This window comes from Pseudomonas sp. 21LCFQ010 (assembly GCF_024129905.1).
Taxonomy (GTDB): domain Bacteria; phylum Pseudomonadota; class Gammaproteobacteria; order Pseudomonadales; family Pseudomonadaceae; genus Aquipseudomonas.
The window spans coordinates 123,460-137,253 of sequence record NZ_JAMYDZ010000010.1; the positions used below are offsets into that span (position 1 = coordinate 123,460).

Sequence of the window (13,794 nt, forward strand, 5' to 3'; positions counted from 1 at the left end):
CTCAGCGAGCCAGTTGATAGAGGGTTTCGCCGTCCTTGACCATGCCAAGCTCGTGACGGGCACGCTCTTCGACGGTTTCCAGGCCCTTCTTCAACTCCATGACCTCCGCGTCCAGAACCCGGTTGCGCTCCAGCAGGCTTTCATTCTCGGCCCGCTGCTCTTCAATCTGTTTGGTCAGGCTGGCGACTTGCGCAAGGCTGCCATTACCCACCCAAAGTCGATATTGCAGACCGCCCAGCAACAGCAGAAGGACAAGAAACAACCAGTAAGGACTGCGCATTGAAATATCAGTTACCCGGTAAGAAGACGGCAGAGCCAACACATGGGTGCCTCAAAAAACCTAGGCGAGGCAGCCAGCGAAAGGCAAAAACAGGCAAGCGGAGTTTACGGGTTGTAAATAAGCATTGTGAGCCTGTTTTTAACGCAGCGATGGCAACGCAGCTAGTTTTTAGAGGTGCCCACATGCGACAAACAGCATTGAGCCTGACAGATGCCAGGCTCAATACATTACAACGTTGGCCAAGGCCCGCACAGGTTGCCTGCGGGTCTTGCCGTTTTAACACTTATGACTCAACCGCGAAACTCTGCACGACCGCGGTACACAGCCTTGGAACCCAGTTGCTCTTCGATGCGCAGCAGCTGGTTGTACTTCGAGACGCGGTCGGAGCGGCACAGCGAGCCGGTCTTGATCTGGCCAGCAGCAGTGCCCACGGCCAGGTCGGCAATGGTCGAGTCTTCGGTTTCACCGGAGCGGTGCGAGATCACTGCGGTGTAACCGGCGGCCTTGGCCATCTGGATGGCTTCCAGGGTTTCGGTCAGCGTGCCGATCTGGTTGAACTTGATCAGGATCGAGTTACCGATACCCTTCTCGATGCCTTCCTTGAGGATCTTGGTGTTGGTCACGAACAGGTCGTCGCCAACCAGTTGCACCTTGGCACCGATCTTGTCAGTCAGGATCTTCCAGCCAGCCCAGTCAGACTCGTCCAGACCGTCTTCGATGGAGATGATCGGGAAACGTTCAGTCAGACCTTTGAGGTAGTCAGCAAAACCTTCGGCGTCGAACGACTTGCCTTCACCGGACAGGTTGTACTTGCCGCCTTCATAAAACTCGCTGGCCGCGCAGTCCAGTGCCAGGGTCACGTCGGTGCCCAGCTTGTAGCCGGCTTTTTCAACGGCTTCGGCGATGGCGCTCAGGGCGTCTTCGTTGGAGGTCAGGTTAGGGGCGAAACCACCTTCGTCACCGACGGCAGTGTTCAGGCCACGAGCCTTCAGCACGGCTTTGAGGTGATGGAAAATCTCGGTGCCGATACGCAGCGCGTCGGAGAAGGTCTTGGCGCCAACCGGCTGAACCATGAACTCCTGGATATCGACGTTGTTGTCGGCGTGCTCGCCACCGTTGATGATGTTCATCATCGGCACCGGCAGCGAGTACTGACCCGGCGTGCCGTTGAGGTTGGCGATGTGCGCGTAAAGCGGCAGGTCCTGATCCTGGGCAGCGGCCTTGGCAGCAGCCAGGGACACCGCGAGGATGGCGTTGGCACCCAGGGTGGCTTTGTTCTCAGTACCGTCCAGCTCAATCATGGCGCGATCCAGAGCTTTCTGGTCTACCGGATCCTTGCCCAGCAGCAGGTCGCGGATCGGACCATTGATGTTGGCAACGGCTTTCAGAACGCCTTTGCCCAGGTAACGGCTCTTGTCGCCATCACGCAGCTCAAGCGCTTCACGCGAGCCGGTTGAGGCACCGGACGGCGCACAGGCCGAACCGATGATGCCGTTGTCGAGCAGTACATCTGCTTCCACGGTGGGGTTGCCACGGGAGTCGAGAACTTCACGACCTTTGATGTCGACGATTTTTGCCATTGTTGTAAACACTCCGGGATAGACGAGAACGACACAGCAGTAAAAACGATACACAGCGGGCGAAAAACAGTCAGGCCCGATGGTGGCCCGGCGTCTTGACAGGCAAGACCACCGGGCACGGCACTTTACCGGAAACCGCTATCAGGCGGTTTCGACAGGGGCGAAACTTTTCACCAGATCGTCAAGCGCCTTGAGCTGGGTGAGGAACGGCTCAAGCTTGTTCAGGCGCAAGGCACATGGACCATCACACTTGGCCTGATCCGGATCCGGGTGGGCTTCCAGAAACAGCCCCGCCAGGCCCTGAGACAAACCGGCCTTGGCCAGCTCCAGCACCTGGGCGCGACGGCCGCCGGCGGAATCGCTGCGACCGCCCGGCATTTGCAGGGCATGGGTCACGTCGAAGAACACCGGGTATTGGAACTGCTTCATGATGCCGAAGCCGAGCATGTCCACGACCAGGTTGTTATAGCCGAAGCTCGAACCGCGCTCGCAGAGAATCAGTTGCTCGTTACCCGCTTCCTCGCATTTGGTCAGGATGTGTTTCATTTCCTGAGGCGCGAGGAACTGGGCCTTCTTGATGTTGATCACCGCACCAGTCTTCGCCATCGCCACGACCAGATCGGTCTGGCGCGACAGGAAAGCCGGCAACTGGATGATGTCGCAGACCTCGGCGACAGGCGCCGCCTGATGCGGCTCGTGCACGTCAGTGATGAGCGGTACGTTGAAGGTGCGCTTGATCTCTTCGAAGATGCGCAGGCCTTCTTCCAGGCCAGGGCCACGGTACGAGTTGACCGACGACCGATTGGCCTTGTCAAAACTGGCCTTGAACACGTACGGGATGCCGAGTTTCTCGGTCACCCGCACGTACTCTTCACAGATCTGCATGGCCAGGTCACGGGACTCGAGCACGTTCATGCCGCCAAACAACACCATAGGCTTGTCGTTGGCAATCTCGATGGAACCGACGCGGATGGTTTTCTGAGCCATGTACTTGGTATCCCGAATCAGGCGTTCTTCTGATGTTGAGCCAGGGCGGCCTTGACGAAGCCGCTGAACAACGGATGGCCGTCACGTGGCGTCGAGGTGAACTCAGGGTGGAACTGGCAAGCGACGAACCATGGATGATCCGGTGCCTCGACCACTTCAACCAGCGCGCCGTCACCGGAGCGACCCGAAACCTGCAGGCCAGCCTCAATCAGTTGCGGCAGCAGGTTGTTGTTGACCTCGTAACGGTGACGGTGACGCTCGACGATCACATCCTTGGCATAGCAGTCATGGACCTTGGAACCGGCTTGCAACTGGCATTCCTGGGCACCCAGACGCATGGTGCCGCCCAGGTCGGAGCTTTCGGTGCGGGTCTCGACCGCACCAGTGGCGTCTTCCCACTCGGTGATCAGGCCAACCACCGGATGCTCGACGGTGCGGTCGAACTCGGTGGAGTTGGCGTCTTTCCAGCCCAGCACGTTACGGGCGAACTCGATGACCGCCACTTGCATGCCCAGGCAGATACCCAGGTACGGCACCTTGTTTTCACGGGCGTACTGTACGGCGGTGATCTTGCCTTCCACGCCGCGCAGACCAAAGCCGCCCGGCACCAGAATGGCATCCACCCCTTCGAGCAGGCCAGTGCCCTGGTTTTCAATGTCTTCGGAGTCGATGTAGCGCAGGTTCACCTTGGTGCGGTTGGTGATACCGGCGTGGCTCATGGCTTCGATCAACGACTTGTAGGCGTCGAGCAGTTCCATGTATTTACCGACCATGGCGATGGTGACTTCGTGCTCAGGGTTGAGCTTGGCGTCGACCACCGCGTCCCACTCGGACAGGTCCGCGCCACCGCACTGCAGGCCGAAGCGCTCGACGACGAAATCGTCCAGCCCCTGGGAGTGCAGGATGCCCGGGATTTTGTAGATGGTATCGGCGTCTTCCAGACCGATCACCGCACGCTCTTCAACGTTGGTGAACTGGGCGATCTTGCGACGCGACGAGACATCGATCGGGTGATCGGAACGGCACACCAGAACGTCTGGCTGCAGGCCGATCGAGCGCAGTTCCTTGACCGAGTGCTGGGTAGGCTTGGTCTTGGTCTCGCCAGCGGTAGCGATGTACGGAACCAGAGTCAGGTGCATCAGCATCGCGCGCTTGGCGCCCACTTCAAAACGCAACTGACGGATAGCTTCGAGAAACGGTTGCGACTCGATGTCGCCCACGGTACCGCCGATCTCGACCAACGCCACATCAGCGTCGGCAGCACCCTTGATGATGCGGCGCTTGATTTCGTCGGTGATGTGCGGAATGACCTGGATGGTCGCACCCAGATAATCACCACGGCGCTCTTTGCGCAGCACGTGCTCGTACACACGACCGGTGGTGAAGTTGTTGTTCTGGGTCATCGTGGTGCGGATGAACCGCTCGTAGTGACCCAGGTCCAGGTCCGTTTCGGCGCCGTCGTGGGTAACGAACACTTCACCGTGCTGGAACGGGCTCATGGTGCCCGGATCGACGTTGATGTACGGGTCCAGTTTGAGCATGGTGACCTTAAGTCCCCGCGCCTCCAGGATGGCCGCCAAAGATGCAGAGGCAATGCCTTTCCCCAATGAAGAAACAACACCGCCCGTGACGAAGATGTAGCGCGTCATGAAAAACCCTAGAAGTCTGCGTTAAAGCGGTCAGAGCCGCCGGGGAAAGCGAAGGAAGGCCGAAGCCCCCGGTTACCGACAGGGTACATGGTGCACTCCGAAAACTGCTGCGTTGAAGAACGACCGAGCATAAGCCTGTCCTGTCCTTTGCATAGCGCCACACTTTGAAGATTGCCCAGCAAACACTGGAGGTAAAACCGGCAACTGGTGTCGTTCAGAATCGACTGACACAAGCTGTATCAAGAAGGGAGCGTAGTCTACCGGAAAGGCCTTTTTATCTCAAACATTGGTCGCTCGTCGGTGCGCACCAGATCAGTTTGCCTGCGCCGGGCAGCGGACAATCAAGCCCCGCGAGGTTGGCAACTGCCAGCAACTGATCGCCCTGAAACACCAGCGGCAGACGGCTGCGCGCAAAACCCGGCACGCCGCGCTCGTTGAGCAGGCGCTTGAGGTCACGCTGTCCGCGCCCGGCCAACTGCATCACCTCGCCGCCTTGGCGATAGCGTACCTGCAATACTCCCGACGGCGCTTCGCCGTCAAAGCGTAACCGGCCGTTACCAGGCAATACCAATGGCTGCCGGGGATCATCCCAGGCCATGACGCCAACCGCAGGGCGCAGCCAGTCACCGGCCAGCCACCACAGATGGCCAGCGGCCCGGTGCAGCTCTCCGTCAGCCAGACGCCACAGCGGATGCGCCGCGGCACTGGCATCACGCAAGTCTTCCCAGCCGGCCCAGTGATCGGTGTCGGGCAGCCGGCTCAGCGGCGCCAGCCAATGACGCAGAGCATTGCGTTGCCGCGCCGCAGACAAACCGCTCAGCGGCGTCAGCGCCAGACTTGGCAGGCCAAGCCAGTCAAACCCACTCGGCAAACGAGCACGCTGCAGATCCTGCTCTGCCAGCTCACCGAGCAACTGCTGCGCCTCAGCCAGATGCGCAGCACTGCGCGCCAGGCTGGCAGCCGCCTGCGGCCAGCGCGAACGCAACAACGGCAGCACCTGCCCGCGCAGCAAGTTGCGCGCAAACTGCACATCCTGATTGCTCGGATCCTCGATCCAGCGTAGCCCGTGACGCCGGGCATACGCCTCAAGAGCAGCGCGCGGCACCTCCAGCAAGGGCCGCACCAGATACCCCTGACCAAGCCTGCGTCGCGGCGTCATGGCCGCCAGACCGCGCACGCCGGCACCGCGCAATAACCGCAACAGTAAGGTTTCAGCCTGGTCATCACGGTGCTGGGCACTGAGCAACCACTGCCCTGCCCCCAGCACATCGGCAAATACCGCATAACGCGCCTGACGCGCCGCCTGCTCCAGACTCGCGCCTGAAGCCACCTGCACGTGCCTGACGCTAAGTGGCACACCCAACGCCGCGCAGACCTCACGACAATGTTGCGGCCAGCTGTCAGCTACCGCCTGCAGGCCGTGATGAACATGAATGGCGTGAAGCTCAGGGAGGGATTGGTGCTGGCGCAGATCGCTCAGCAGATGTAGCAGGACAGTGGAGTCAAGACCACCGGAGAAAGCGATGAGCAAGGCCGGGGCCTGGCTTGCGTCAGTCAGCGCGCTGGCGAGCGCGGCGCGCAGCTCAATATCGTTCATGGCAAGAAACCGGCCGGCCAGGCGTGACGCCATGGCCGACCAGCAGCATGTCAGACGCCGTAGCTCATCAGACGCTCATAGCGACGAGCCAGCAGCGCGTCGGTGTCGAGCTTCTTCAGCATGGACAGCTGGCCGAGCAGCTCTTCACGAATAGTCGCCGAAACCAGCACCGGATCGCGGTGCGCGCCACCCAGTGGCTCCTTGATCACCTTATCGACAATGCCCAGGCCCTTGAGGCGCTCGGCAGTGATGCCCATGGCCTCAGCGGCGTCCGGGGCCTTCTCGGCGGTTTTCCACAGGATCGACGCACAGCCTTCCGGCGAGATCACCGCGTAGGTCGAATATTGCAACATGTTCAGTTGGTCGCAGACACCGATGGCCAATGCGCCGCCCGAGCCACCCTCACCGATCACGGTGGCGATGATCGGGGTTTTCAGGCGGGCCATGACACGCAGGTTCCAGGCAATGGCTTCGCTTTGGTTGCGCTCTTCAGCATCGATGCCCGGGTAAGCACCAGGGGTATCGATGAAGGTCACGATCGGCATTTTGAAGCGCTCGGCCATTTCCATCAGGCGGCACGCTTTGCGATAGCCTTCAGGGCGCGGCATGCCGAAATTGCGGCGCACCTTCTCACGCACTTCACGGCCTTTCTGGTGACCGATCACCATCACCGGCTGGTCATCCAGACGCGCAACACCACCAACGATGGCGGCATCATCGGAGAAGTGCCGATCGCCATGCAGCTCATCGAACTCGGTAAAGATGTGCTCGATGTAGTCCAGGGTGTAAGGACGGCGCGGATGACGTGCCATCCGGGCAATCTGCCAACTGGTCAGGTTGCTGAAAATGCTTTCGGTGAGCGTTTTGCTCTTGTCCTGCAGCCGGGAGATTTCGTCGCTGATGTTCAGCGAGTTGTCATTGCCTACCAGGCGCAGCTCTTCGATCTTGGCTTGCAAGTCAGCGATAGGCTGTTCGAAATCGAGAAAATTCGGGTTCATAGGCATCCGTCTTGGGTCGACGGCCAAGAGGCCGGCCGGTTGATCCGTTAGCGCCCCACCTTACGGAAGAGGCGCATTCAGGTCGAGATTAAAAATTCTGGATTTTAAGCGTTTAACGATACTGGAGAAAGACGTTCTCGCGTCCGAACTGGTCACGCAGCGCCTGAATCAGGTTGTCAGCAGGGTCAATTCGCCAACTTTCGCCGAACTGCAGAACCGCTCTGGCGTCCAGCCCGGTGTAATCGAGGGTCACAGGACAGGCACCGCGATGGCGCTTGCACAGCTCGCCCAGCCAACGCAGACGGTCACCCTTGAGTGCCTCGGCACTTACGGTCAGGCGCAGGCTTTCAGCAAGGCCGGTGCGCGCATCTTCGATACTCATGACCCGCTTTGCCCGTAACCGCAGGCCACCGGAGAAATCGTCGTGACTCACTTCTCCTTCGACCACCACGATAGCATCAGTCTGCAATAACGACTGCGCCGAGTGGAAAGCATCGGCGAACAAGGAGGCTTCAATACGCGCCGACCGGTCGTCCAGGGTGATGAATCCCATCTTGTCACCCTTCTTGTTCTTCATGACCCGCAAAGCAATCACCAGGCCGGCTACCGTCTGAGTATCACGTGCAGGCTTCAGATCAATGATGCGCTGGCGAGCAAAGCGGCGAATCTCGCCCTCATACTCATCGATAGGGTGACCGGTCAGGTACAGACCCAGGGTCTCTTTCTCACCACGCAAACGCTCCTTGAGAGTGATCTCGCGGGCTTTGCGATGGTTGGCGTAGACATCGGCGTCTTCGGCCTCGAACAACCCGCCAAACAGGTCCGAGTGACCGCTGTCACGGCTGCGTGCGGTCTGCTCGGCGGCCTGGATGGCTTCCTCCAGGGCCGCCAGCAGCAACGAACGATTACGGTCGATATTGGCCTGATAGGCCTTGGGCTCCAGCTCGAAATACGGCCCCAGACGATCCAGCGCACCACTGCGGATCAAGCCGTCGAGCGTGCGTTTGTTGACCCGCTTGAGGTCGACCCGCGCACAGAAATCGAACAGATCCTTGAATGGCCCATCCTTGCGCGCCTCGGTAATCGCCTCGACCGGCCCCTCGCCCACGCCCTTGATCGCCCCAAGGCCGTAGAGAATGCGCCCGTCGTCGCTGACGGTGAACTTGAATTCGGAGATGTTCACATCCGGCGCATCAAGGCGCAGCTTCATGCTGCGCACTTCCTCGATCAGGGTCACGACCTTGTCGGTGTTGTGCATATCGGCCGACAACACCGCGGCCATGAATGGCGCCGGGTAGTGCATCTTCAGCCAGGCGGTCTGGTAAGAGACCAGGCCATAGGCGGCCGAGTGGGATTTGTTGAAGCCGTAACCGGCAAACTTCTCTACCAGGTCGAAAATGTTACCCGCCAGGTCGGCGTCGATATTGTTCGCCGCACAACCCTCGATGAAACCGCCACGCTGCTTGGCCATTTCCTCGGGCTTTTTCTTACCCATGGCGCGGCGCAACATGTCGGCGCCACCGAGGGTGTAGCCAGCCATGACCTGAGCGATCTGCATCACCTGTTCCTGATACAGAATGATGCCGTAGGTCGGTGCCAGCACCGGCTGCAGGCCTTCGTACTGGTAGTCAGGGTGCGGGTAGGCCAGCTCGGCGCGGCCGTGCTTGCGGTTGATGAAGTCGTCAACCATGCCGGACTGCAAAGGTCCCGGACGGAACAGTGCCACCAGTGCGATCAAGTCTTCGAGGCAGTCGGGCTTGAGCTTTTTGATCAGCTCTTTCATACCCCGCGACTCGAGCTGGAACACCGCCGTGGTCTCGGCGCGCTGCAGCAGCTCGTAGGTCGGTTTGTCGTCCAGCGGGATGAATGCAATATCGAGCGGCTCTTCGCCATCGCGGCGCCGGTCGCGGTTGATGGTGTCCAGCGCCCAGTCGATGATGGTCAGCGTACGCAGGCCAAGGAAGTCGAACTTCACCAGGCCCGCCGACTCGACGTCATCCTTGTCGAACTGGGTTACCAGGCCATCACCGGCCTCATCACAATAGATCGGCGCAAAGTCGGTCAGCTTGGTTGGCGCGATGACCACGCCACCGGCGTGCTTGCCGACGTTACGCACCACGCCCTCAAGCTTGAGCGCCATTTCCCAGATTTCTGCGCCTTCCTCATCGTTCTTGAGGAAGTCACGCAAGATTTCTTCTTGCTCGTAAGCCTTTTCCAGGGTCATGCCGACTTCGAAGGGGATCATCTTCGACAGCCGGTCAGCCAGGCCGTAAGACTTGCCCTGCACCCGCGCCACGTCGCGCACCACCGCCTTGGCCGCCATCGAACCGAAGGTGATGATCTGGCTCACTGCGTTGCGGCCGTACTTCTCGGCCACATAGTCGATCACCCGGTCGCGACCATCCATGCAGAAGTCGACGTCGAAGTCGGGCATCGAAACCCGCTCGGGGTTAAGAAAGCGCTCGAACAGCAGGTCGTATTCCAGCGGGTCGAGGTCGGTAATCTTCTGCACGTAGGCGACCAGCGAGCCGGCACCCGAACCACGGCCCGGGCCTACCGGCACACCGTTGTTCTTGGCCCACTGAATGAAGTCCATAACGATCAGGAAGTAGCCGGGAAAGCCCATCTGGATGATGATGTCCAGCTCGAAATTCAGCCGGTCGATGTAGACCTGCTTGCGCGCCTGGTAGTTTTCAGAATCCGGCGGGAGTAATACGGCCAGACGCTCTTCCAGGCCATCGAACGACACCTTGCGAAAGTACTCATCGATGGTCATGCCATCGGGAATCGGGAAGTTGGGCAAAAAGTGAGTGCCCAGCTTGACGTCGATATTGCAGCGCTTGGCGATTTCGACCGTGTTCTCGATGGCCTCGGGCAGATCGCTGAACAGCTCGGCCATTTCCTCAGGGCTTTTGAGGTACTGCTGATCACTGTAATTGCGCGAACGGCGCGGATCGTCCAGCGCCCTGCCTTCACCGATGCACACGCGGGTCTCGTGGGCCTCGAAGTCGGACTGCTTGATAAAGCGTACATCGTTGCTGGCCACCAGCGGCGCGCCATGTTTATCAGCCAGCGCCACTGCAGCGTGCAGGTGTTCTTCGTCATTGACCCGGTTGGTGCGCTGCACCTCGATATAAAAGCGATCAGGAAAAACCGCCATCCATTCGCTGAGCAACTGATCGGCTTCATCAGTATTACCGGAGAGCAGCGCCATGCCGATCTCACCCTCTTTGGCTGCCGACAAGGCGATCAGGCCGTCGCTGGCCTCAGCCACCCACTGGCGCTGAACCACGACATGGCCGTTGCTCTGCCCTTCGGTGAAGCCGCGAGAGATCAGCTCGGTAAGGTTGCGATAGCCCTGCGGGTTCATGACCAGCAGGCTCAGACGGCTGAGCGGCGCATCGGCGTTCTTGCCGGCCAGCCACAGGTCGGCACCGCAGATCGGCTTGATCCCCGCGCCTTGCGCGGCCTTGTAGAACTTGACCAGCGAACACATGTTGCTCTGGTCAGTGACCGCAACGGCAGGCATGTTCATGCCGGTCAACGCTTTGACCAGTGGCTTGACTCGCACCAGACCGTCGACCAGAGAGTATTCGGTGTGCAGGCGCAGATGAACGAAAGAAGCCGACATGGAGATCCTATAGCGCGAAGACAGGTAAAACGAAGCTCGGGATTGTACCCAGCCCAGACGCAAACGTCAGTGCTGAAGCAAACCGTCCGGCACTTGCGGGGCGACGGCATCGCGCGCTTCCCAGGCGGCACGTACCGGTGCGAACGAGCGCCGATGGATAGGCGTAGGGCCCAGACGCGCCAGCGCCTCCAGATGAACAGGCGTTGGGTAGCCCTTGTGCCCGCCCATCCCGTAGCCGGGATAGATCAGTTCCAGTGCGGCCATTTCCCGGTCGCGACTGACCTTGGCGAGAATCGATGCCGCGGCAATCGCCGGCACCTTGGCATCACCCTGCACCACCGGTGCCGATGGCACCGCCAGCTTCGGGCAGCGATTGCCATCGATCAGGGCCAGCTTCGGGGTAACGCTCAGCCCCTCGACCGCGCGTTGCATGGCCAGCATCGTGGCATGGAGGATATTCAACTGGTCGATTTCCTCGACCTCGGCACGGGCGATATGCCAGGCCAGGGCCTTTTCGCAGATTTCGTCGAACAGCTGTTCGCGGCGCGCCTGGGTGAGTTTCTTGGAGTCGTTAAGGCCAATGATCGGCCGCGCCGGATCCAGAATGACCGCAGCGGTGACCACCGGGCCACACAGCGGGCCACGCCCCACCTCATCGACACCGGCAACCAGCTCTTCGACCAGGGTGAAATCAAGGCCCATCTGCATAGCGTTCACACTCACTCGGGGTTACGACCAATCAGTTCCAGCACCGCTTGTGCCGCCTGGTTGGAGGCGTCGCGGCGCAGGGTGCGGTGAATCTGGTCAAAGCCTTCGGTCTGCACCAGCCCTGCGTCGATCAGGGGCAGCAACTGGCCAGCCAGCGTCTCGGGAGTTGCCGCTTCCTGTAACAGCTCAGGAACCAGCAGGCGACCGGCCAACAGGTTGGGCAACGACACGTAAGGACTCTTGACCAGCCGCTTGAGAATCCAGAAAGTCAGCGGGGCCAGGCGGTAGGCCACGACCATCGGCCGTTTGTACAGCAGCGCTTCGAGCGTGGCAGTGCCCGACGCGATCAGCACCGCGTCACAGGCGGCCAGAGCGACATGGGAGCGGCCATCAAGCAGCGTCACCGGCAGATCACGACCTTGCAGCAACTGTTCGACCTGCGCCCGACGCTGCGGGCTGGCACAAGGCAGGACAAAACGCAGATCAGGACGTTCGGCGAGCAGCCGCGCAGCGGTATCGAAGAACAAGGCGCCCAGGCGCCCGACTTCGCCGCCCCGACTGCCCGGCATCAACGCCACCACCGGCCCGTCACCCAAGCCCAGTTCGGCGCGCGCCGCAGCCCGGTCAGCCTCAAGCGGGATGGTATCGGCCAACGGATGACCGACAAAGCGCACCGGCACGCCCTTTTCTTCGTAGAAACGTGCCTCGAAGGGCAGCAGGGTCAACATCAGGTCGCAGCCTTCACGAATCTTCAGCACGCGCTTCTGACGCCAGGCCCAGACCGACGGGCTGACGTAGTGCACGGTCTTGATCCCGGCCTGACGCAGCTTCAGTTCGATGGTGAGGGTAAAGTCCGGCGCATCGATGCCAATGAACACATCCGGTTGCTCGGCGATCAGCGTCTGGATCAGCTCTTTGCGCCGCCCAAGCAGCTCGCGCAAGCGACCCAGCACCTCAACCAGCCCCATGACCGACAAGCGCTCCATGGGAAAGTACGAGGTCATGCCCTCGGCCTCCATGAGCGGCCCGCCAACGCCGATGAAGGTCGCATCCGGATGACGCGCCTTGATGGCCCGCATCAGGCCGGAACCCAGAATATCGCCGGACGCCTCGCCCGCGACCAGAGCGATACGCAATGGACTGGCCATGATCAGCGGGTAATGCCGCGGGTGGACGATTGAATCGACTGGAGAAAGATCGCGACTTCAGGAAACGCCGCAGCCGGCTCAGCCAGCTCGGCAATGGCCTGTTCGACCGTCAGGCTCTGGCGGTAGACCGTCTTGTAGGCCTTGCGCAGGGCCAGAATGGCCTCTTCGGAGAACCCACGCCGGCGCATGCCTTCAAAGTTCATGCTACGTGCCTCGGCGGGGTTGCCAAACACGGTGACGAACGCCGGCACGTCCTTGCCAATCGCAGTACCCATCCCGGAAAAACTGTGTGCGCCAATGTGACAGTACTGATGCACCAACGTATAACCGGACAGGATCGCCCAGTCATCAACATGCACATGACCGGCCAGAGCAGTGTTGTTGACCAGAATGCAGTGGTTGCCGATCACGCTGTCGTGACCGATGTGCGCATAGGCCATGATCAGGTTGTGATCACCCAGCGTGGTCTCTGCGCGGTCCTGAATGGTGCCGCGATGGATGGTCACACCCTCACGAATCACGTTGTGATCACCGATCACCAGGCGTGTGTCTTCGCCCTTGTACTTGAGGTCAGGGGTGTCCTCACCAACGGAAGAGAACTGGTAAATACGGTTGTGACGACCGATGCGCGTCGGCCCACGCACAATCACGTGGGGGCCGATCACAGTACCCTCGCCAATTTCCACACCGGCCCCGATGATCGACCAGGGGCCGACTTCAACGTTGTCGGCCAGTACGGCCGTCGGATCGATGATTGCGCGAGAGTCAATCAAACTCATAGTTCGCGTTCCGCACAGATGATTTCGGCGGAGCAAACCGACTTGCCGTCGACCGAGGCCTGGCACTCGAACTTCCAGATCTGGCGCTTGCGGCTGACGAATTTGGCCTCAAGCGTCAACTGGTCGCCCGGCACCACTGGCTGGCGAAAACGCAGTTTGTCCGAACCCACGAAGTAATAGAGAGTGCCATCAGCAGGTTTGGCGTCAAGCATTTTGAAACCCAGGATACCCGCAGCCTGAGCCATGGCCTCAATGATCAATACGCCCGGCATGATCGGATGCTGGGGAAAGTGACCATTGAAGAACGGCTCGTTGACACTGACGTTCTTGTAGGCGCGAATGGTCTTGCCCTCAAGATCCAGCTCCGCCACGCGATCCACCAACAGGAAAGGGTAACGATGAGGCAGATATTCGCGTATTTCGTTGATGTCCATCAT

The 13,794-nt window shown here is 60.3% G+C and carries 11 protein-coding genes; all 11 read right to left on the minus strand.

What is annotated here, in order from left to right:
* Nucleotide 1: 1 nt before the first annotated feature.
* A complete protein-coding gene (gene ftsB / locus NJC38_RS14060; protein ID WP_045488725.1) occupies nt 2-280 on the minus strand; it encodes a cell division protein FtsB in 279 nt (92 codons plus the stop codon).
* A 290-nt stretch (nt 281-570) separates the two neighbouring features.
* Nucleotides 571-1,860: a phosphopyruvate hydratase gene (eno, locus tag NJC38_RS14065; RefSeq protein WP_045488724.1), complete on the minus strand. Its 1,290-nt coding sequence runs from the start codon at nt 1,858-1,860 to the stop codon at nt 571-573.
* 141 nt (nt 1,861-2,001) lie between these two features.
* Entirely contained in the window at nt 2,002-2,847 is an 846-nt protein-coding gene (gene kdsA, locus NJC38_RS14070; RefSeq protein WP_253115202.1) for a 3-deoxy-8-phosphooctulonate synthase, read from the minus strand.
* Nucleotides 2,848-2,864: 17 nt separating this feature from the next.
* Complete coding sequence (locus NJC38_RS14075) at nt 2,865-4,496, minus strand: CTP synthase (protein WP_045488719.1); 1,632 nt, start codon at nt 4,494-4,496, stop codon at nt 2,865-2,867.
* Nucleotides 4,497-4,770: 274 nt separating this feature from the next.
* Nucleotides 4,771-6,093, minus strand: coding sequence for a tRNA lysidine(34) synthetase TilS (gene tilS / locus NJC38_RS14080; protein WP_253115203.1), 1,323 nt, complete (start codon nt 6,091-6,093; stop codon nt 4,771-4,773).
* 50 nt (nt 6,094-6,143) lie between these two features.
* Entirely contained in the window at nt 6,144-7,091 is a 948-nt protein-coding gene (gene accA, locus NJC38_RS14085; protein ID WP_045488716.1) for an acetyl-CoA carboxylase carboxyl transferase subunit alpha, read from the minus strand.
* Between the two features lie 112 nt (nt 7,092-7,203).
* Nucleotides 7,204-10,722 carry a DNA polymerase III subunit alpha gene (gene dnaE / locus NJC38_RS14090; protein WP_253115204.1) on the minus strand — a complete coding sequence of 1,173 codons (3,519 nt, stop codon included), beginning with the start codon at nt 10,720-10,722 and terminating at the stop codon, nt 7,204-7,206.
* Between the two features lie 66 nt (nt 10,723-10,788).
* Nucleotides 10,789-11,430 carry a ribonuclease HII gene (gene rnhB, locus NJC38_RS14095; protein ID WP_253115240.1) on the minus strand — a complete coding sequence of 214 codons (642 nt, stop codon included), beginning with the start codon at nt 11,428-11,430 and terminating at the stop codon, nt 10,789-10,791.
* 11 nt (nt 11,431-11,441) lie between these two features.
* Entirely contained in the window at nt 11,442-12,578 is a 1,137-nt protein-coding gene (lpxB, locus tag NJC38_RS14100) for a lipid-A-disaccharide synthase (RefSeq protein WP_253115205.1), read from the minus strand.
* A 2-nt stretch (nt 12,579-12,580) separates the two neighbouring features.
* A complete protein-coding gene (gene lpxA, locus NJC38_RS14105; RefSeq protein ID WP_045488706.1) occupies nt 12,581-13,357 on the minus strand; it encodes an acyl-ACP--UDP-N-acetylglucosamine O-acyltransferase in 777 nt (258 codons plus the stop codon).
* Nucleotides 13,354-13,794, minus strand: a complete 441-nt coding sequence (fabZ, locus tag NJC38_RS14110; RefSeq protein ID WP_045488704.1) for a 3-hydroxyacyl-ACP dehydratase FabZ — start codon at nt 13,792-13,794, stop codon at nt 13,354-13,356. Before fabZ ends, lpxA begins: the two co-directional genes overlap by 4 nt.